At 35.4% G+C, this 21,639-nt stretch carries 22 protein-coding genes; 17 read left to right on the plus strand and 5 right to left on the minus strand.

The window, feature by feature from the left end; translation table 11 throughout:
• Positions 1-7 precede the first annotated feature (7 nt).
• The gene (locus CJ229_RS06405; protein ID WP_068129124.1) at positions 8-1,144 is read right to left on the minus strand and encodes a tyramine oxidase subunit B; all 1,137 of its coding nucleotides are present in this window, start codon (positions 1,142-1,144) and stop codon (positions 8-10) included.
• 149 nt (positions 1,145-1,293) lie between these two features.
• Between CJ229_RS06405 and CJ229_RS06410 the strand changes: the two genes are divergently transcribed.
• From CJ229_RS06410 to CJ229_RS06450, 9 genes are all read left to right on the plus strand, one after another.
• Positions 1,294-2,448: an HAD family hydrolase gene (locus CJ229_RS06410; protein ID WP_180953382.1), complete on the plus strand. Its 1,155-nt coding sequence runs from the start codon at positions 1,294-1,296 to the stop codon at positions 2,446-2,448.
• Positions 2,449-2,466: 18 nt separating this feature from the next.
• Positions 2,467-3,546, plus strand: a complete 1,080-nt coding sequence (serC, locus tag CJ229_RS06415) for a 3-phosphoserine/phosphohydroxythreonine transaminase (protein WP_102167074.1) — start codon at positions 2,467-2,469, stop codon at positions 3,544-3,546.
• 3 nt (positions 3,547-3,549) lie between these two features.
• Positions 3,550-4,749, plus strand: a complete 1,200-nt coding sequence (locus CJ229_RS06420; protein ID WP_068129130.1) for a 3-phosphoglycerate dehydrogenase family protein — start codon at positions 3,550-3,552, stop codon at positions 4,747-4,749.
• 43 nt (positions 4,750-4,792) lie between these two features.
• On the plus strand, positions 4,793-5,089 hold the full coding sequence (locus CJ229_RS06425; RefSeq protein ID WP_317846536.1) for a rhodanese-like domain-containing protein: 297 nt from the start codon (positions 4,793-4,795) through the stop codon (positions 5,087-5,089).
• A 178-nt stretch (positions 5,090-5,267) separates the two neighbouring features.
• Positions 5,268-6,152, plus strand: a complete 885-nt coding sequence (locus tag CJ229_RS06430) for a TIGR01777 family oxidoreductase (RefSeq protein WP_102167075.1) — start codon at positions 5,268-5,270, stop codon at positions 6,150-6,152.
• Positions 6,142-6,504, plus strand: a complete 363-nt coding sequence (locus tag CJ229_RS06435; protein ID WP_070622681.1) for a YbgA family protein — start codon at positions 6,142-6,144, stop codon at positions 6,502-6,504. Before CJ229_RS06430 ends, CJ229_RS06435 begins: the two co-directional genes overlap by 11 nt.
• Positions 6,505-6,522: 18 nt before the next feature.
• Entirely contained in the window at positions 6,523-7,572 is a 1,050-nt protein-coding gene (locus CJ229_RS06440) for an ABC transporter permease (protein WP_102167076.1), read from the plus strand.
• 9 nt (positions 7,573-7,581) lie between these two features.
• Positions 7,582-8,250: an ABC transporter ATP-binding protein gene (locus CJ229_RS06445; protein WP_102167077.1), complete on the plus strand. Its 669-nt coding sequence runs from the start codon at positions 7,582-7,584 to the stop codon at positions 8,248-8,250.
• Between the two features lie 17 nt (positions 8,251-8,267).
• Positions 8,268-9,692 (plus strand): sodium:solute symporter family protein, encoded by a 1,425-nt coding sequence (locus tag CJ229_RS06450; protein WP_102167078.1) that lies wholly within the window; start codon positions 8,268-8,270, stop codon positions 9,690-9,692.
• A 93-nt stretch (positions 9,693-9,785) separates the two neighbouring features.
• On the opposite strand, the gene CJ229_RS06455 is transcribed toward CJ229_RS06450, so the two are convergent.
• On the minus strand, positions 9,786-11,201 hold the full coding sequence (locus tag CJ229_RS06455; RefSeq protein ID WP_102167079.1) for a pyridoxal phosphate-dependent decarboxylase family protein: 1,416 nt from the start codon (positions 11,199-11,201) through the stop codon (positions 9,786-9,788).
• A gap of 192 nt (positions 11,202-11,393) precedes the next feature.
• Between CJ229_RS06455 and CJ229_RS06460 the strand changes: the two genes are divergently transcribed.
• The 4 genes from CJ229_RS06460 (at position 11,394) to CJ229_RS06475 (ending at position 14,175) form a co-directional block, all read left to right on the plus strand.
• Entirely contained in the window at positions 11,394-11,525 is a 132-nt protein-coding gene (locus CJ229_RS06460) for a hypothetical protein (protein WP_256388417.1), read from the plus strand.
• A gap of 99 nt (positions 11,526-11,624) precedes the next feature.
• Positions 11,625-13,238: an aryl-sulfate sulfotransferase gene (locus CJ229_RS06465; RefSeq protein ID WP_180953383.1), complete on the plus strand. Its 1,614-nt coding sequence runs from the start codon at positions 11,625-11,627 to the stop codon at positions 13,236-13,238.
• Positions 13,239-13,302: 64 nt separating this feature from the next.
• Positions 13,303-13,707, plus strand: a complete 405-nt coding sequence (locus CJ229_RS06470) for an HIT family protein (protein WP_180953384.1) — start codon at positions 13,303-13,305, stop codon at positions 13,705-13,707.
• 81 nt (positions 13,708-13,788) lie between these two features.
• A complete protein-coding gene (locus CJ229_RS06475) occupies positions 13,789-14,175 on the plus strand; it encodes a YolD-like family protein (RefSeq protein ID WP_068129141.1) in 387 nt (128 codons plus the stop codon).
• A 35-nt stretch (positions 14,176-14,210) separates the two neighbouring features.
• Here the strand turns inward: CJ229_RS06475 and CJ229_RS06480 are convergent, their stop codons facing one another.
• Positions 14,211-15,905 (minus strand): YhgE/Pip domain-containing protein, encoded by a 1,695-nt coding sequence (locus CJ229_RS06480; protein WP_102167082.1) that lies wholly within the window; start codon positions 15,903-15,905, stop codon positions 14,211-14,213.
• A gap of 138 nt (positions 15,906-16,043) precedes the next feature.
• Between CJ229_RS06480 and CJ229_RS06485 the strand changes: the two genes are divergently transcribed.
• The 4 genes from CJ229_RS06485 to CJ229_RS06500 all read left to right on the plus strand — a co-directional run bounded on the left by CJ229_RS06485 (position 16,044) and on the right by CJ229_RS06500 (position 20,078).
• Complete coding sequence (locus CJ229_RS06485; RefSeq protein WP_102167083.1) at positions 16,044-16,643, plus strand: TetR/AcrR family transcriptional regulator; 600 nt, start codon at positions 16,044-16,046, stop codon at positions 16,641-16,643.
• 178 nt (positions 16,644-16,821) lie between these two features.
• Positions 16,822-18,267 carry an amino acid permease gene (locus CJ229_RS06490; protein WP_102167084.1) on the plus strand — a complete coding sequence of 482 codons (1,446 nt, stop codon included), beginning with the start codon at positions 16,822-16,824 and terminating at the stop codon, positions 18,265-18,267.
• Positions 18,268-18,314: 47 nt separating this feature from the next.
• Entirely contained in the window at positions 18,315-19,070 is a 756-nt protein-coding gene (locus CJ229_RS06495; RefSeq protein ID WP_102167085.1) for a class I SAM-dependent methyltransferase, read from the plus strand.
• Positions 19,071-19,205: 135 nt separating this feature from the next.
• Complete coding sequence (locus CJ229_RS06500) at positions 19,206-20,078, plus strand: DegV family protein (protein ID WP_102167086.1); 873 nt, start codon at positions 19,206-19,208, stop codon at positions 20,076-20,078.
• A 44-nt stretch (positions 20,079-20,122) separates the two neighbouring features.
• Here CJ229_RS06500 and CJ229_RS06505 read toward each other — a convergent pair whose 3' ends face one another.
• Together CJ229_RS06505 and CJ229_RS06510 are read right to left on the minus strand one after the other, a co-directional pair.
• On the minus strand, positions 20,123-20,470 hold the full coding sequence (locus CJ229_RS06505) for a hypothetical protein (protein WP_068129155.1): 348 nt from the start codon (positions 20,468-20,470) through the stop codon (positions 20,123-20,125).
• Positions 20,471-20,534: 64 nt separating this feature from the next.
• Positions 20,535-21,515: a YeiH family protein gene (locus CJ229_RS06510; protein ID WP_102167087.1), complete on the minus strand. Its 981-nt coding sequence runs from the start codon at positions 21,513-21,515 to the stop codon at positions 20,535-20,537.
• Positions 21,516-21,639 lie beyond the last annotated feature (124 nt).

Below are 21,639 nucleotides of genomic sequence, written 5' to 3' on the forward strand. Positions count from 1 at the left end.
TTCTAACTTAAGACCAGAAAGGTTGATCCCATACTTTTAATGATTGTCCTAAGTTTTTCTCTTGTGCTGATTTATAGAGTTCATATCCCCATGATATGTCTTCTACAGCCATTCCTCCTGCGAGGAAGACGATTTTTTCTTTGTCGTCTTTACGCCCTTCTTTTTTACCACTGACAACGTCACCAAGATCTGTGATGCTTTTTTCGTCGAGTTTTTCTTCTTTTACGAGTCTAAATACCTGTCCGCCGATACCGTAGTTTAAGTCTTTAGAAACTCCTTTTGTACCGCTTTGTAGGTATTCCCACTCTTCCCATTCTTCACCTGTTTCTTTGTGCATTTCCCAGTTATCCATAACGACTGTGTTATTTAGTATGAAGTCATCACTGAGGTTTGCTTCTCCGGAAAGTAAAAGAAGAGATCCGTCTTTTAAGTACTCTTCTTTAATTTCTGGACGAACAGCACCTGATGCTGCGACGTTTATGACGTCTGCTTCTTTGACTGCATCTTCTAAGGAGCTTGATATCACTGTTTCTACGTCGTGTTCTTTTTTAAGGTTATTTGAGAATTTTTCTGCTTGTTGTTCGTTAATGTCGAAGATGTTGACTTGTTTGATATTTTTATTTGCTTCTAAAATTGCAAGTGTACTTGACCAACTGATGACCCCTGCTCCGATAATTGCGAGAGTATGTGCTTCTTTTGAAGCAAGATACTTTGTAGCAACTGCTGGGACTGCACCTGTACGTGTCGCACTGATTAAATTTGCACTCATATATGCAAAAGGTGCACCAGTGTCTGCATCGTTTAACGTGATCATTAAAACGGAACGTGGTAATCCTTTTTCTTTGTTTGCTACGTTTGATCCGTACCATTTTTGTCCCGTAATATTATATTTCCCACCTAAATATGCGTTCATTGACATAAATCGACGGTCTGGCCCTGCGACTGGCATATTCTCAGTACGCTTTTCTTTTGGAAACCATAGTTGACTGCCGTGACTGTTTTCTCTCGGTCCTCCCATAATGTAATCTTTTTCACCAAGTAAACGGAACACTTCTTCGATTGTGTCGACGCATTTTTTTGCATCTAACACACCTGCTTCAACTAAATCTTCTTCGGATAAAAATAAAAACTCCACTTTTGACATTTGTTCTCCTCCTTAAAAACGCTTTCATTTATGTATGAGTTATTTTATCATATTTTTAAATTTTCTAAAAACTAAAGCATTATGATAGGAGATATTTGTTTTATGATACACTTAATATGAAGAGATATATGATATTTGTGGGTGAAAAAATGGACAACTATTTTGAGCAAGGAAACTTTGAACCGTTTGTGTACAAGCGATTGAATGAGGTTATTGATACTTACAAAAATGACACTGATAGTTACGTTGTTTTCGACTATGATAATACAAGTATTATTATGGATATTGAAGACAATTTAAATGTTTATTTGATGGAACATTTAGCATATCGGCTCACGCCTGAAGTGTTATATGAAACGTTAACGAATCCAGATTATCGTGAGGAGTTATCTCAAACGTTTGATAGTCGGTTTAAAAATGCGACAGGTTTTAATTTAGCTGAAGATATTTATAAGGAATATCAGTGGTTATACGATAATTACATTAGTCTAGAAAATCGTTCGGAAGATCTTTTAAAAGAGATTAAAGAGACAAACCACTACAAAACGTTTAGAGCCAAGTTAAGGCTATTCCATACTCATGTAAATAGTAAATTATCAAGGCGACCGTCTAATGGTTGGATGACTTATTTATTTGCTGGTCATACAATTGATTCATTTAAAGAGTTATGCCGAAGTTGTATTAAAGAATCACTAGAAAAACCGTTTGAAAAAGTGACGTACGAAAGCTCAGAAAATATACCTGGAAAATCAGGTGTAGTCATTTCTACTTTTAAATCGGGATTATCAGTGCCTGAAGAATTGTTAAACTTATATCGCGCGTTTACAAATAATGGAATTACGACTTATATCGTAAGTGCAAGTCCGAGAGTATATGTTGAAGTCGCAGCTGAAATGCTTGGGCATTCAGTAAAGGTAGACAATATTGTCGCCATGGAATTTGAAGAAGATAACGGCGTTATAACGCCCGTTATGAAAGCTGACTCACCAATCACAAAAGGCCCTGGTAAAACAGAGGCAATACAAAAGCTGATTATGCCGAAGCATAATGGTAAACAACCAGTTGCGATGTTTGGTGACAGTATCGGTGATTACGATATGATGCAAACGTTTACCGAAACACCACTATGCGTTATTTTTAACCGTCATATGACAGATGACTTTAAACAGTTAATCGATCTCGCAATTGAACAATATAATCAAAAAGATGCACGCTTTGTATTACAAGGACGCGATGAAAATACAGGTGTTCTTATACCGAGTCAATCATCGATTTCGTTTGGAGAAACTGAACCAAAATTATAAATAAAAGGAGTGTTTCACGTGAAACGCACATTTAACTTATCAGCAGGCCCAGCAATGTTACCGACATCTGTTTTAGAACGCGCACAAAAAGAGATGTTAGATTATGACGGGACAGGCATGTCTGTAATGGAGATGAGTCATAGAAGTAGTTACTTTGATGACATTATCCAAGATGCTGAAAAAAACTTAAGAGAATTACTTAATATTAACGATAATTATAAAATTCTCTTTTTACAAGGCGGAGCGAGCCAAGCATTCTATACGTTAGTTATGAACTTAAAACAATCTGGTAAAGTTGCATACATCGATAGCGGTAACTTTGCTAAAAAAGCATTAGAAGCTGCTGAAGAATTAAAAGACGACTATGGACTTGAAATCGACGTCGTTGCATCATCCAAAGAAGATGGTTATAAGTCATTACCAAACTATCCAGATACGTTAGAAGGTTATGATTACTTGCATATTTGCTCAAATAACACGATCGAAGGAACACAGTTTAAAGAGTTCCCGATTTATAAGGGCATTCCTTTAGTCTGTGATATGAGTTCGGATATACTTTCACGTCCATTTAATATCAACGATTTTGGAATGATTTATGCAGGTGCTCAAAAGAACCTCGGTATTGCAGGACTAACGCTCGTTATTATTCGAGAAGACTTACTTGGGCTAAATGATGTTCCTAAAATGTTTGACTACAAAGTCTTTAGCGATAAAAACTCGATGTATAATACACCATCGACTTACCCTATTTATATTCATAAACTCGTGACAGATTGGTTGTTAGAAATTGGTGGTCTAGAAGAGATTTATAAGAGAAATAAAGAAAAAGCACGTATTTTATATGATTACTTAGACGAATCAACATTATTCGTACCTACTGCAGATAAAGACTCACGTTCACTGATGAACGTCACGTTTTCTACAGGAAACGACGAGTTAGATAAAGAATTTGTAGCATATACGAAAGAAAATGGTTTTGAAAATATTAAAGGACATCGTTCAGTCGGTGGTATGCGTGCATCTATTTATAACGCATTCCCTATTGAAGGTGTAGAAGCACTCGTACAACTAATGAAGAAATTCGAAGAGGAGAATTAAGCAATGTCACAATTTGACATAAAAACATTTAACAGTATCGCAATTGAAGGTTTACAACGTTTTACAAAAGACAAGTACACAATCAACGAAACAGACGATCCAGAAGCAATTATTTTACGTAGTTATAATTTACATGATGAACCAATTAACGATAGTTTACTAGCAGTAGGTCGCGCAGGAGCAGGGTTTAACAATATTCCAGTAGATAAATTATCTGAAGCGGGCGTTATTGCATTTAACGCACCAGGTGCAAATGCCAACTCCGTTAAAGAACTCGTATTAACATCACTGATCTCACATGCAAGAAATACACTTGAAGCATCGCAATGGGCAACTGAGCTTACGGGTGATGATATTGCTACACAAGTCGAAGATGGTAAAAAGAAATTTAAAGGTCATGAAATTAAAGGTAAAACGCTAGGTGTTATTGGTCTTGGTCAAGTAGGTTTACTCGTTGCGAACGATGCAGAAAACCTTGGCATGGACGTTATCGGATACGACCCTTACATTAGTGTCGATGCTGCATGGAACATTAACCGCTCAGTTACAAAAGCATCATCAATCGATGAAGTGTTACAAAAAGCGGACTACATTACGATTCACGTACCGTTTTTAGAGAGTACAAAGCATATGATCGACTCAACAGCGATTCGTCAAATGAAAGCAACAGCAGTATTATTAAACTTCTCACGTGCTGAAATTGTAGACGAAGATGCACTTGTAAAAGCATTAAACCACAACAGACTCGGTCACTACATTAGCGATTTCCCTAATGAAACAGTACTCGGGCAAGATAAAGTAACACTACTCCCTCATCTCGGTGCTTCAACAGGAGAATCTGAGAAAAACTCAGCAGTAATGGTAGCAAATGAGTTAAAAGACTATTTAGAAAATGGAAATATCGTAAACTCAGTAAACTATCCAAGAGTCTCAATGACACTATCGTCACCGTTACGAATTGCGGTATGTAATAGGAACATCAAAAACATCATTGCATCACTTACAAAACTATTGTCTGAAGAAGGACTCAATATTGATCGTATCATAAACAAATCACGTGGAGATTACGCATATACGTTAGTGGATATCACTGAAGCGGATGAAGAAAAAGTAAAAGACCTCATCCAAGAAATCGAATCAAAGGACGGAATACTAAAGGTTCGACTCATTAAGAATTTAGAGCATGATGCATGGTATAACTAATAAGTAACGCTAGGCATTACTTATTATTAAAAGGAGAATTAATATGAAAGTTAAGTCTAAAGGTATTAATGATTTTACTAAGGCTGAGTTGGAAGAACTAGCTACGAATGGTCAAGTTATTGATGTGCGTTCTACTTTAGAACGTTTTTTCGGGAAAGTTAAGGGTGCAACGCATGTACCGCTTATGAAGGTTTCTAACTTTGATGGACCTAAAGATAAGACGTATTACGTATATTGTGCAAGTGGTATGAGAAGTCAAAGAGCATGTGAAGAATTAGCTGCTAAAGGTTATAAGACAGTGAACTTAAAGGGTGGCTACGGATTGTTTACCAATAAATAGATATAATAACGCCCATCGTTTTAATTGTAACGATGGGCGTTATTATATCTATTTTAATTACACTACAAAATAACGGTAATGCAACGCTTCTTGCAATAGTGGTTACCTTTTAATACTATTTGAACAGTTTGACTGAGCGCCCATTAAGGGTATATTCAACTAATTGGAGGTAATACCTATGAAAAAAATTCTAATTTCTGGTGGTACAGGTTTAGTTGGTAATAAGATTATAGATAACTTTAGCAATGCTGAATTTTACGTTTTAACACGTTCTGATAGAGATAATACAGATAACGTCACTTATATAAACTGGTCTGAAGATGATTATTTAAAAGAAGTGCCTGAAGTTGATGTTGTCATTAACTTAGCGGGTGCGAGTATTAGTCAATTTTGGACAGAAGAAAATAAAGAAAAAATTGTTAAGTCGCGAGTAGAATCTACACGTAAATTAAAGAACATTATCGATAGACAAGATGAAAAACCATTTTTAATCTCAGCGAGTGCAGTTGGATATTATCCAACTTCTCAGACTAACCGCTATGTGGAAGATGATAAATATGAGCCGTTTGATTTTTTATCTGATACAGTACATGTATGGGAGAATGAAGCAAAGAAAATTGAAGATACAGGTGTAAAGACTGCGTACACGCGATTTGGTATTATCTTTTCAAAAGAAGGCGGCGCATTGCCTTTAATTGTTTTGCCGTACAAATTGTTTGTCGGGGGTAATATTGGTGATGGTCATCAGCCATATGCATTTGTGCACATTGAAGATCTCGTCCGTGCTTTAGAATTTATAGCAGATAAAGAATTGACAGGTGTGTTTAATATTACTGCACCATATCCAGCGACCCAAGAAATTGTAGGTAAAAGTATCGCGAAGACGATTAAACGTCCACACTTAATACCAGCACCAAAGCTGTTATTTGAAATGACACTTGGAGAGCAATCTAAACTTATTACTGAAGGACAACGTGCGTTACCTAAACGTTTAATTGAAGAGGGCTTTAAATTTAAATTTGAAACGGTTGAAGAAGCAATCCGTGATCTATATGGCAAGTAGGTTTGAGATAGAAAAGCTATGGCGCGAGGAGAAGTATAAAGTGATGTACTTCAGCCAGCGCCATTATAATTTAATAAGAGAGTTGTTAAAAGGCAATCCAAGTATGGAAGAACTTGAAAGTTATATTAAAGAAGCTTATTCACTGATGCCGACAACGGGTTCTAAAACAAACGCGTATGAACATATGTGGGGTTATTTTAAAAAGCGCGCAACTACTGAAGAGAAGAAAAAGTTTTTTGCATTACTTGAACATGCTAAAGATGACAAAGCAATAAAAATATATCTATATGACCTTGCAAAAAAGTATAAAGTTAAATATTTAACCGATAGTACGATACTAAATGGCAAGTGATCGAACAGGAGAAAAATTATGTTTCTAGCATGGAATGAAATTAAAAGAAATAAACTAAAATTTAGTTTAATAATAGGCGTACTCGTTTTAATTAGTTATTTACTATTCTTGCTTTCAGGACTCGCAAAAGGGCTTATCAATATGAATACTGAAGGAATAGATGACTGGCAGGCGGACGCTATCGTATTAAATAAAAACGCGAACGAGACGATTCAACAATCAAAATTTAATGTCTCGCTTGTTGATGATAAGTTTAAAGAAAGTGCACGACTCAAACAAACAGGTGTCATTGTTTCGAATAACGATAAAGAAGAAAATGCTATTTTCTTTGGTACAGAAGAGAACTCATTTTTAGTACCGAAGATAATTGAGGGAGAAACTCCACAGCATGAAAACGAAGTATTAATCGATAAATCTTTAAAAGAAAAAGGATTTAAAGTTGGAGATAATCTAGAACTTGCACAAGTTGATGAGGTATTAAAAGTCGTTGGAGTAACTGAAAGTGCAAAATTTAATGCCTCCCCTGTAATTTTTGGAGATTTTGATACTTTTTTAAAAATTAACCCAATGTTAAGTGAAGGTGAAACCAATGCAGTTGTCGTTAAAGATAAAGATTTTAATGATGTGAAATTAGATAATGATTTAGAAGTTTTAGCAATTGAAGATTTTATTGAAGAGCTCCCAGGCTATAAAGAGCAAAATTTAACATTAAACTTTATGATAGGTTTTCTATTTGTCATATCGATGACAGTTATCGGTGTATTTCTATATGTTATTACATTACAAAAAATTAATTTATTTGGAGTGTTAAAAGCACAAGGGTTTACTAACGGTGACCTCGCAAAAGTGATGATATCACAAACGTTTATTCTATCAGCAATTGGTACAATTATCGGATTAATATTTACACTCATCACAGCGCTAGTACTTCCTGACATTGTTCCAATTAAATTTGAATATTCAACGCTTGCGTTATACGGAGCAATTTTAATCGTCGTTTCTTTACTCGGTAGTCTATTTTCAATATTTACAATAAGAAATATCGACCCCTTAGAAGCGATCGGATAGGAGAATATTATGTTAAAATTTGAAGAAGTCTCAAAAGAATTTAAAGATGGTAAAGAAATTATTGAAGCGGTTCAACCAGTTTCCTTAACTTTAAATAAAGGAGAATTAGTCGCAATTATTGGACCCTCTGGTTCAGGAAAAAGTACATTTTTAACGATGGCAGGCGCACTACAAAAGCCATCAAAAGGTATAATTTCAATTGATGATGAAAAAATCACTAATTTAAATGATAAAGAACTCGCAAAGTTGCGATTAGAGAAAATAGGGTTTATACTTCAGACGTCAAACTTAGTGGATTTTCTAACAGTGTCACAGCAATTCGAGTTGTTAAAGAAATATAAAAAAGATGTTATATCTGACGAAAAGTTAGACCAGTTACTTAAACGACTCGATTTAGACAAAACAAAAAATCAATTACCATCAGAAATATCCGGTGGACAGCGACAAAGAGTTGCGATTGCTAAAGCTTTATATACAGATCCTGCGATTATATTAGCAGACGAGCCAACCGCATCGCTGGATACAAATAATGCTTTAGAAGTAATGGAGATTTTACGTGAACTTACAAAAGAATACGATAAAACAACGATTATTGTGACGCATGATAATCGTCTCATTCAATATTCAGATCGTGTATTAGAAATGATTGATGGTAAGCTAACAGAGACAAAACAGTAGTATATGGAGGATATAGAATGTTTAGTGTTGATGAATCTTTGACCTTGAAAATAGTAATCGCTATATACTTTCTATTGTTATTAGTGATGACGATATTTCTTGGTCGTAAGGTGAAGACTTACGAAGATTATAATATCGCAAGTAGAAATGTATCGATGTTTCCACTTATACTGACCTTTGTTGGAACAGGAGTTGGCGGTGCGACGCTTCTAGGGTATACAGAAAATGGACGTGTACTCGGAATGGGACAAATGTGGATACATATAACGATGTTATTTGCGGTTATTGTACTTGCTTCATTATTTTTAAAGAGGATCCGTTTAATCGGAGAAGAGTACAATATGGTCACAATTGGAGATTTCACTGCTTTGAAATACGGTGAAACGGCAAGAATCCCAACAGCAATTAGTTTCTTGTTTGCATATTGTTCAATGACAGGAATGCAGTTTGTTGCGATTGCATCTATTTTAAACTTAACCATCGGTTTAAATATGACTTTAGGGATTATTATAGGTTGGTTATTCTTAAGTTTTAAAACATATATTGGTGGATTAAAAGTAGTCGTATGGCAAGATGTTATACAAGGGTTACTACTTACAGTCGGTATTTTTATATTGCTTATAGGGGTACTACAACAATCAGGCAGTTATAGTCAAATGATTATAAATGCAGATTCAATGGGTGAAAAAGCAATGCTTAGCGTTATGAATATAACGCCGAAAGAAATACTCATTTACTTATTAACACTTGCATGCTATCAATTTATTAGACAAGACGTATGGCAAAGGATATGGGCAGCTAAAAGTTTAAATACAGCGAAAAATGCGTATTGGATCTCAATGGTTATTGCGATTCTTTTAGGTGCTATTACGATATTAATCGGTATTTATAGTAAATATGGTTTACACTTAGAAGTAGAAGAAACGTCGCTGACATTCTATTATGTCGTACAATCGGTATTTCCGTTCTCTCTTGTTATATTTATGATTGTAATATTACTTGCCGCTGTGATTTCAAGTGCGGATTCGTTCTTTATTGCAGGATCTTCATCTGTTGCGAACGATATAATTAAACCGAACGTCAAAACAAAAGATGATAAAAAGATGCTGAAATATAGTAGATTCTCAGTTGTTATCGTTTCTGTGATATCTCTTATCATGGCTTTAACGATACCTGGGCTTGTCAACTTAATGGTCACAGGGACAGCAATGTCAGTATCAGGATTACTTGTACCAGTTACAGCAGGGTTATTTATGAAACGTGTATCAAAAGAAGCTGGACTATATTCAATGTGGGTTGGACTCATTACAGCAGTCATTTGGCAGATTCTCAGTCATCCATTTGGACTCCACCCAATTATGATTGGACTACCAGTTTCACTAATTGTATTTATATTAGTTTCAAAAATGAATAAAAAAACAACGCCTACCGTTATAAATTAATAATGGTGGGCGTTATTATATTTCTCTAGGACTGTTGGAAAGCATTATTTATCAATATTTATTTGACCTCGTCAATTAATATAACGCATAGCGTTATAAGTTTTCTATCTCTTCTAAAATATAAAGTCTGAGTCGGTCAATCGTTTCTTTTATATCATCTTCTGTCGTTTCCGGATGGATCGTACACATACGGAATACTTTTTTGTTGTTTAGAGTCGTTGTATATGCAACACCGTATCCTGAGTCTGCAAGTTTTTTAGCGGCAAGGTTATTTAGATGATCATTTTCTTCATCAGTAAATGAGTCGTTATAATATCTGAAACTTAAAATAGATAGACTCGGCTGTGAGATAATTTCAAAGTTTTCGATTGATTCTACGTAATCTTTTGTGTATTCTGCAAGTTCTTGACCATAGTCAATACGTCTTCTAAACTCATCTTCACCAACAACTTGTAACGTTAGCCATAATTTTACAGCACGTGCTGGGCGTGTCAGTTCGATACCGAGCATCTCTGGATCGATAACGTCATCGTCTGATGTGATGTCGTCAAGATACTCTGCTTTTTCACCATAACTGTTAATGAGGTTGTCTTTATCTTTTACGATAATCATTGCACAACTATACGTTTGGAAGAGAAGTTTATGTGCATCCCACGTAACGCTATCAGAACGCTCGATCCCTTTAAATAACGCCTTACCTTTTGTAGATAATAAATGTGATGCACCGTATGCCCCATCGACGTGTTGCCAAATATTATATTCTTCACAAATATTTGCAATCGCATCGAAATCATCTACTGCACCGGTATTCGTTGTACCTGCAGTTGAAATAACGAGTGCTGGTATAAATCCGTTTTTCACGTCTTCTTCGATTGTCCTTTTTAGATGAGTAACGTTCATTGTAAAGTCTTCGTTATGATCAATGATACGTATATTATCCGCCGGGAATCCAGCTACATGTAAAGCCTTACGACCTGAGTGATGCGTTTGAGACGTTAAGTAAACGGTAGTTTGAGTGAGTTTGTCTAGCGTTACTTTTGCATCACGTGCTGTAACGACAGCCGTTAGATTCGCCATTGACCCACCAGATACAAACACTCCTCCACTTGGCTTCACTTCATATCCAACTTTTTCTGCAAGATAGTTAATTAAATTACGCTCGATACTTATTGGTAACGTCGCGTTTTTAAAGTTCGAAGCATGGATATTATTTGCAGTTGTTAAAATATCACCTAACCATGATAATCGTGATGCTGGACCAGGGATAAACGAAAACGCACGTTTATGATTTGGACGATATAAATAAGTCAATACTTCGTTGTTTAACTCCGAAAGTACTTCATAAATATCCCTTCCAACTTTTGGAACCTCCATCTTTTCATACTTTTGAGTTAATTCTTTTGGCGCTTGTACAGTCGCTGGTAACTGACTGACATCTCGATTTAAGTATTTGTTGACCTCATCTCGAATTATCGTTTCTAGATCAAGGTTCGTTTCATTAAATGTCATTACATTCACCCTTTCGTAGTCATAAGTTGATTATAACTGACTATGATTTGTTAAATCTATTAATAATAAGATGTATAATAGTTGTAATCATTCTGTTTTTACTAAAAACTATAGGAAGATACGCTAAAAAATGCTAGAATAGAGATAAGACTGTATGTTTTATAATTAATATATTGTAAAGGAGTAATGAAATTGTTCGTTTTAGGTGCAGTAACAGATTGGCTTGTTATGGGATTCTTTATTGCAATTCCGGTATTCATGCTCTTTTTCCTAGTCGCACTCGTGCTTGAGGAAAATAGTTACAATAAGAAGAAAAATAAATAATCTGTCTAACTAAAGTTAGAAGATACTCCCCATAAAACATGCAGTATGCTGTATTGCTTTACGGGGAGTATTTTTATATTAAAAATTCGGGAGAAAACGATGAGAAAAATTCTATTATCAATGTGTTTAATACTCATCGCTGGTTGTTCAGCACAACCGGACGAGAAACCAAAAGAAACACCTGAAGAAAAAAATGAATCAATTGTTGAAGAAATTATTGATCTTGAAGAAGATTTTTATCAATTAGAGAAAAACAAAGATACGCTTAAATCTATAAAAGAGATCGACAAAGAAATTAACGAATCATATTATAGCGATAATTATACGTACGATAACCCTTTTATACGAGTTGATCCGTACGGTAATAGTCCGTTATCCGCATATGTAATGTTTAATACAGATGAACCGACGAAAGTAACGTATACCGTTACAGGGAAAACAGAAGACACGTCTTTTACTTATGAGTCATCAAACTACGAAGTAAGTCATCAAATACCGATTGTTGGTTTGTATGCAGGAACGGTGAATGATGTTTTAATTACTGTAACAAATGAAAATGGCGAAGAACTTGAGCACCAAATAGAAATTGAAACAGATGAGTTAGATGAGGATTTCTACACTGTCGATACTGTTAAAGAAAAACAAATAAAAAGAACAGATGAACTGACGTATGTAAAAGCAACAACTGGAGAATTGTTCGGAGTAGATCATGCAGGAGATATTCGTTTCGTACTTTCAAATATTTCGACAGAACTATTTGAAGTCATTGAAGAAACGGGGCACTTTATATTAAATGTAACGCATGACGATACAAATACGATATTCAACGAGCTGATTGAGATTGATCCGGTTGGAAAAATATATCGTGCGTATACGTACTCGCAGTCAAATTATGATGGAGATCGACCGCTTCATGACGACGTTATAACGCTTGAAAATGGCAATGTACTGCTACTTACTCATAATAATGTTGATGAGCATAATTATGATGCTATGATAGAAGTTGACTGGGACAACGGTGAGATTGTGAATAATGTTAATTTTAAAGAAGTATTCCCTGAAGCGTTATATAAGTATCACGTCGGTGATGATTGGTTACACGTAAATAACGTCGACGTATCGGACGATTCATTAATCATTTCTTTCTTAAATCAAAATATCATTGCAAAAATGAGTTATCCAGAAAATAAAATAGAATGGATAATCACACGAGACGATAATTGGCCGAAAGAAGACGATGGGTTAGGTGAAAAGATTTTAAGTGCTGAAGGTGTCGACTTACCAATGTATCCATATAGTGTCGAAGTTTTACCGGATCAAGATAATAATGTATCTACAATAGATGTATTAGTATTTGATAATTACGAGAGCGATATAGATCAATATAGTAGAGTAGTTCAATATCGTATATATCAATTAGAAGATAGAATTGAGGAAATTGACTCGTATCGTGAGCCGTTTTATAACAACGGAGGTAACGTATACTTTGAAGATGAAAATAATCGTGTATTCGTAACGTCTTCAATGTCGAGTGAAGAGAACCATATCACTTCTAACATTGTCGAACTTAGTCAAGAAAATAATGATGTTACATCTGAAATGCGTATTGAACGAGAGAAAGACGATAATCATGATTCTATCTATCGTGTGTATCGCATGCCGTTACTATCAGAAAACTATATAGTTGATGTATTAGTTGAGCCTGAAGAGTGATTTATAAGCAAATTTAATAATTGGAATGACAAAATTTAGTATATTGGTACATAGGAGTGATTATATGAATAATGAACTATACGAATTTATTAAAAATAAGGATTATCATTTAATTAGAGAAAGTATTTATAGTATCGCGATACTAGATAAAAGACCTGCGACAAAAGGCCATATTTTAGTCATGCCGAAGATGCCGATTGAAACATTTGGCGATATCGATAATAAAGTCGTACGCGGAGATCTAATGGCACTCATGCATAAAGTCGCGACGAAAGATATGGATAAAGATTATACGATCGTGTGCCATAACGGTGAATCTGCTGGCCAAACGGATTCACAAGTACACTTTCACTTTATCCCAAGAGATGACAAAGATAATTTAAACTTTGATCTACCTCATGACACTTCAATTAATGTAGTTGAGGTTTTAGAAGATATAAAAGTGAAAAGAGCAGAAAAATTAAAATAACGAGAAGGAAACCCTTCTCGTTTTATTTTTGTTGAAAAACAGAACATACGTTCGTATAATAAAATCAAGGAGATGGTAAAGATGATCCTCGATTATAGAAATATTCCATACGAACAACTCGATTCAAACATCCCTATTGGCCGAGGGATGATTAAGTGGATGCCGTTTGCAACGATGCCTGAACAATACGAAAATGTAAATCAAATGATTCAAAATCAATTAAAAAAAGAGTATCCAAAGTTAACGGATGACGCACTTCAACATAATGAGCGCATGCTGCAATCATTGCTCGGTAAAAGAGCCATTATTCGGTATTGGGCGAATGGGTATGAGATGATGATTGAATGTACGGTAGAAAGTATTATCAAAGAAACGAATATGATTATGGTGAATAAAGATAATTCTCTACTCCCGATTTATTTTTATCACATTTATGAGGTTGAACAAGGTAGTAATTTATGGGCATAAAAAAGTGGCGCCTGAAAGGTGCCACTTAATTGGTTCTATGACTCTAATCGACTTAGTCGACTTGTAAGAGCTTTGTATTTTGGTGATTTTTCTTTTATCCAGAATAGTAATAAGATAAATAACATCGCACTCACAAGCATTGCGAGTAATACGTATATGACTGTACTGAATTCGTGATCGAATGCCTGGTTGAATATTGCTGTTCTGTAACCGATGACTGTATAAGACATTGGTAAGAATTCATATAGTTTTTGGTAAATCGCGTTTGTCGTTTCGATTGGGAATGTTCCCCCACTCGCTGATAATTGAACGATGAGTAAGATGATACTTAAGAATTTACCGAAGTTACCGAATAATGTAACTAACGCACCAATCATCGTAATAGATAATAATGCCCATACATAGTTGAGTAGGAAGAATCTCCAGTTACTACCGATATCGACTTGCATAATGAAGTCAACGACAATCGTAATGAGTGATGAGATGATTAATGCATGTACCATATATAGGAGCATACGGCTGACCCATGCTTTAAATACACCAGTATGTTCATCAAATATTTTGTTGTTTGGATAGACGACGTTAAACGTAATTGATCCAATGAATAAGCTAATTGCAACGATTAACGGTGCAAAGCTTTGTCCGTAGTTTTGAGTCTTAACTACGTTATTCGTTTCTAAATGAACGGGTTGTGCGATATCTTTTGCACCCGCTTCAGTAAACGCTAGGTTTTCTTCCTCGATTTTATCGAGTACTTTTTTAAGTTGCGTATTAATTTCGTTTAATGAGTCTGAAAGCTGTTGTGAACCTTGTTGTAACTCACCTAAACCGTTATTTAATTGTCCCATTCCATTAGCTAATTCGTTCGCGCCATTTGCTGCTTCGCTTGCTCCTTGAGCAAGTTGATTTGCTCCACCACTTATTTCGCCAGCACCTTGCTCTAATTGACCTTGTGCCTGGACGAGCTGTTGTCCTGCAGGACCTAAGTTTGGTGCAATTTGCTCTAGTTGTGCAGTCATTTGTTGCTCACCTTGGTAGAGCTGACCAGCTCCTCCACTTAACTGATTTGCACCATCATTGAGTTGTCCGATACCATTGTTTAATTCATTTGCTCCTTGAGATAGTTGTCCTGAAGCGTTATGTGCTTCAATAAGACCAGCATTTAATTCATCTGCTCCATCTGTCAGTTGCTGAATTGCATCTTGCGCGTCTTTACTGTCTGACTCTACAGAGTTTAGTTGATCGACAATCGCTGTAATATAATTATCAGTAATTTCTTTACGTACTTCTTCGATAATGAAATGTCCTACTTGCTCTGACATGAGAGAACCGATGAAGTTATGTCCAGGGTTTAAGTTCAGAGACATTTCAACTTGCTCAGGATTATCCGTTAAGAAGGACATCGCTTTTTTAGACGTGTCTTCAGGAATCAAGATATATCCGTACGTATCTCCTTTTTGTAACGCTTTTTTCGCAGTATCTAAATCAGTAAACTGCCAATCTAAACGATCTTCCTCTTTTAATTCTTCTATTAAAGAATCACCGACATGGATTTCCTCGTGACCTTTGTCTTCGTTTACGATGTGAAATTTCATCTCTTCAGTATTTTCATATGGATTCCACATTGCACCTAAAAAGATAACAGCATATATAAATGGAAGTGTTGAAACGACTAGAAGAGAAATTAATAACACAGGCGTTTTCCGTATAAACTTAAAATCTCTTAACATTTAATCACCTTTACTTTTTAATTTCCGTCAAAATGATGAGTACAATAAAACATTATAATACGCAGTGAGTCGAATTACAAGAATTTTAATCAACATAGTGTATAATATTATACAAAGAATAAAACAGGAGCGATAGAAATGAAAAAAATGGATTTGCGAGTGATCAAGACGTTAAAACGTATCGATGAATCAATCGTCGAGCTACTTCGTGAGAAAAGTTTTGAAGATATCACGGTAAAAGACATTTGCGAACATGCGATGATTAACCGTGGAACATTTTATAGCCATTATAAAGATAAATACGATCTCATTGACTCATATCAAAAAGAGTTAATGATTGGTGTGGAGGATGTGCTATATAGAAGTAAGGAAGTAACTCAAAAAGAAGAAGAAATGAAAGAGATACTTGAAGGGTTATTTGTATATATCGAAGACCATAAAGATAAAATATTCGCAACGGCAATTGCAGTCGGTCGATTACAATTTATAGAGGAGTTCTCAAAATATACGTATAAATTTTATGAGGCGAAACAAAAAGAGTATGGTATTACAATCGCTCAAGATAATTTTAGAAATTATCTTATTACGTATATGTCCAATGCACATATCGGTATTATACATCGTTGGTTAGAAGGTGGTTGTAAAGAATCGCCAAAAGAGATGGCTAATACCGTAGAGAAAATTACAGTGAACGGAATTTTTAAATCACTTTTAGTAAATGAAGAAGTAGTTATATAAAGGAGTGCCTAGAAGGTGCTCTTTTTTATATACATTTTAATTATTCAAAAAAATTAAAATCTTTTAACTATTTCATGAAAAGGTATTGTAAACGGAGAGAAAAAGGTATACGATACTTAAATGACTCATATCAATTTTATAAAAATGAATGTCAAAAATAAGAAAAGGAGGAGTCAATATGTCCAACAATGAAATGGACCGTGGTCTAAAAGCACGTCACGTCTCTATGATTGCGATTGGTGGTGCGATTGGAACAGGGTTATTTGTCGCGACAGGTGGTGTAATATCTCAAGCTGGACCCGGAGGGGCTTTACTTGCATATTTAATTATCGGTGTCATGCTTTACTTTTTAATGAGTACTATCGGGGAGCTTGCGACGTTTTATCCAGTGTCAGGTGCATTTAGTGCGTTCTCGACGCGTTTTATCGATCCATCGGTTGGGTTTGCAATCGGTTGGTTATATTTAATTATCGGCGTATTAGTATCTGCGGTTGACATAATCGTTGCTGCAAACGTAATTACGTTTTGGGAAGCGATGCAGTTTCTTTCACCATTTGGCTGGAGTATCGTATTTTTCATTATCATCGTATTACTAAATATATTTACAGTAAAACTTTATGGTGAAGCGGAATATTGGCTTTCTCTTATAAAAGTTACTACGATTTTTGTATTTATCGTATTCGGTGTGTTAATGATTTTTGGAATCCTTGGTGGTGAAACGTACGGCTTTAAAAACTACACAATTGGAGAAGCTCCGTTCGTTGGTGGCTTTGCTGGATTCTTTAGTGTACTACTTATAGCTGGTTTCTCTGTCGGAGGTACTGAAGTTGTTGCAGTCACTGCTGGAGAATCTGACGAACCAGAAAAATCGATGCCTAAAGCAGTAAAGCAAGTGTTTTGGAGAATACTTATATTCTATATCGGTTCAATTGCAGTCATTTCAGCGATTTTACCATACACAGATCCGATGTTATTAAACGAATCCGGATCAGTAAACCAAAGTCCGTTTACAATTGTTTTCGATAGAATTGGTATTGCATTTGCTGCGTCTGTCATAAACGCAGTTGTTTTAACAGCATTACTTTCAGCATCGAACTCGATGTTATACACAGCAAGTAGAATGTTATATTCACTCGCAAATAATAAGCAAGCACCAGCATTTTTAGGAAAAGTTAACGAACGTACACGTTCTCCGCTTTCAGCGGTCATTACAGTAATCGTTGCCGTGTTTTTAATTATTGTATTTTCTAACTTCAAAGAAAATGCGATTTTCTTCTTATTAGAACTCGTTGGATCGCTGATCATTGTGGTTTGGGGCTCTAACGTTTGGGCGCAAATTCGATTACGTAAAGCAATCAAAGTACAAGGAAAAAATGTAGAAGACGTCTTACCATTTGTCGGTAAAGGGTATGTGATTGGTAAAATAGTTGTGATTTCAGTGTTATTCTTACTATTCGCAGGTGGGGCTATTCCACACTTATTAAACTTAAACTTTAAAAATGTCTTTGGACATTTCTTACCGTTTATATTATTTGGAGCAGCAATTGTTATTCATAAGTTAATAACAGGTAGTAAAATGGTCAAGCTGTCTGAGATAGACTTAGAACGTAAACGCACAGAATAATCTTAAAGAGTACTGATCTTTCAGTACTCTTTTTTAGAGGTGAAACGATGATTATTACGACGCCATTAAAGTACGATGCAGCACTGCGCGATGAGACTATTGAGTTAGGAAAAAAGTACAATATAGAATTTGTTGAGCGTTATAAACAAAGCGTGAAACAACTAAAGTATAGAAGTAACGATATACTCGTAATCGGAAAAGAAAAAGTGCAGTATATATCTAAAGAAGGTACATTTACGTATCACCCAAATTTTGCGCAAGTCCGTTTGCGACGTATATTAAAAGGGGAAGACGATCCGTTTTTAGAAGCGACAAATCTAAGAAAGAACGATAAAATATTGGACTGCACAATGGGACTCGCATCAGACAGCTTAATCGCAGCCCATGTAACGGATAGTGTTACATCTCTCGAGTCCGTTCGTAGCATATATTTGACTGTGTCAATAGGGTTAATGAAATATCGCTATACGTTACAACAATTAGAGAAGGCTTCAAAGCGTTTAACAACATATAATGTAGACGCATATTCATACTTAAAAGAACAACCAGAAAATAGTTATGACGTCGTCTATTTCGACCCGATGTACGATGAAGCGGTACAATCTGAAGGTATAGACTCATTAAAGCAACATGCAAACTATGCAAATTTAACAGAAGAAGTATTTGAAGAGGCAAAACGTGTGGCAGCTAAAAGAGTTGTTTTAAAAGCGCATTATAATAGTCCCTTATTTAAACAATTTGGATTTATGCAATGCATTCGTAAAAACACCGTATCGCATTATGGAGTTTTACTCACATCATAAGGAGTTTATTTTTCCTTTATACGTTTAATAATAGAATCATGAGATATTAATCTGTATAATGTAAATTGATATACAATTTCGTTTGCAATAGTTATTTTGAAGTGCATAAAAGAATTTAAATATAAGGAGATTATTATGAAGATAGCATACATTATCGATAGTACAGCGGATCTCGATTTAGCTTATGAAAATCACCCAGATATTTATCGAGTGAGTCTTCACGTGACATATGAAAATGGCGACGTGATTGAGGACTCTAAAGATGAAACTAAAATTCAAGAATTTTACAGAAGGTTAAAAAAAGAAAAGACGCCACCAAAGTCATCACAGCCATCGCCTCAAGCGTTTATGGACGTATTAGATAAAATCGTCGAAAAAGGCTATGACGCAGTGATTGGTATTACTTTATCTGCAAAACTGAGTGGAACGTTCCAAACGATGCAGATGATTATGGAAGAATATAAAGACAAGATTCAAGTGTATCCAATCAACTCTGAAAACACATCTTACGTCATCGGTAGTATGGTCGAACAAGCGATGGAACTTGATGAATCAGGTGTTGAAATTGACAAGATTATCGAGCACTTAAAGTGGGTGGCAAGTGAATCAGAGGTATATTTACTCGTTAAAGATTTACACAACCTTGTAAAAGGTGGTCGTCTCGGTTCTGCATCGGCAGTTCTCGGCTCGTTATTACGCATTCGTCCAATTATGAAGTTTGATAACGATGAAGGCGTTAAGTTATATGAAAAAGTACGAACAGATCGTCGTGTCATGGCAAAATGGGTGGAAATATTAGTTGAAAAGTATGAACACTTTAAGGGGAATTTAGATGTCGTAGTTGTTCACGGTGACGTGGAACAAGACGCATTAAAAATTGTGGAAAACTTTAAAGAAAAGTTTCCGGATATTAAATACCACGTTTATTACTTAGGATCAGTACTTGGAGTACATGGTGGTAATGGCGCAATTGGTATGGCATTTATTCCAAATCAATACGAAAAATAATATAAAAGGCACGTTTCCTAAACTTAGGGAACGTGCCTTTGTTATTATTTTCTTAATGATGCTAAGAAACTTAAAATTGAAAGTGATGCAAGTTTAAGTGATGATTTTGACTCATCAAAGCTATCTCCAGCTAAGTAGTGCTTTACAGCTGCCGCACTCATAACAATCGATGCCATTAACGAACCGAGGCGTCCGAATGTTTTACTAACTAGTGATAAGCTCATTAACACTGCGCCGACACTTTCTAAGTAGCCAGCAATTAACATTTCTCTAGAGTTTACATTGAATTTTTTCTCAAAGTCTTCTCCAAGTTCACCGTTCGCTCTTACTTTATTTACACCTGACTGGTAGATGTTTGATGCAACGTACCAGTTAATAATATGTCTAAACATAATTGTCCACTCCTTCTAATTGTCTATTATACAATGTATCCAATTCATACGTATGTTAAACGCTCTAAAACAAAATTAATACAAAATATGTAATAATCGATAGTAAACTCGATGTGACTAAGAGAGATACCATCGGTGCTTTTGCTTTGTTAAAGAGAGTTTTAAACGAAACGTTTAAACCGAGGCCAACCATTGCCATAATCATAAAGAACTTCGCTATTTCGTCAACGATACTCGACACATTGCTCGGAATATCTATAAACGTATTGACGACAGCAAGTAATAAAAAGCCGATTAAAAAATATGGGAAATTCACTTTTTGTCTATCATTCGTGCTGTTATTTCGCTTTGACCATATGTACATTAATGCAAAGCTCACCGGTACGAGTAAAAATACACGAGACAATTTTGCGAGTAACGCATACGCGAGACTATCGTCACTTACTCCACCTGCTAATACGACTTGTGCAATTTCATGTAAGCTGATTCCAACCCACATACCGTACACTGTGTCTGTCATTGAAACGACCGGGTATAAGAATGTGTAAATGAGTGCGAAAAACGTCCCGACGAGCGATATTAAACCGATGCTAATCGCTGTGTCTTCTTCATCACTTTTAATAATCGACGATACCGCACCGATCGCAGCGGCACCGCATATGCCTGTACCAAATCCAAGTAATAACGCGATGTCTTCATTACCTTTAAGTAGCTTATTGATGAACATTAATAGGAACACACTAAAAAGAATTACGAAAACACCACCGACGAGTAGCCATAGACCATCAGTTGCGATTGTATATAAGTTAAGTTTTAGTCCGTATAAAATAATCGCGACACGTAGTAACTTTTTAGATACGAACGTAATGCCGTCGGATAATAGTTCTGGGTAACCTAGAGTATTTCTGTAAATCATAGAGATAATAATCGCAATTGCAAGTGCACCAATACTCGAAAATAACGGTAGTTGAGCGAGTATATAACTGATTGAAGCAATTAGTATTGTAAATAAAATGCCATATGTAAATAACTTTTTATTTTTCATAGGTTCCCCCTCCTATACTTAATATTATAATCTAATAATATCTATACTTGGTCAACATGTTAAATGTGTTATAACGTAGCTTTAATATGATAAACTAGAACTGTTAACACTCATAAAGGAGACA

Origin of the sequence: Nosocomiicoccus massiliensis, from assembly GCF_002871345.2 — a bacterium.
Taxonomy (GTDB): domain Bacteria; phylum Bacillota; class Bacilli; order Staphylococcales; family Salinicoccaceae; genus Nosocomiicoccus; species Nosocomiicoccus ampullae_A.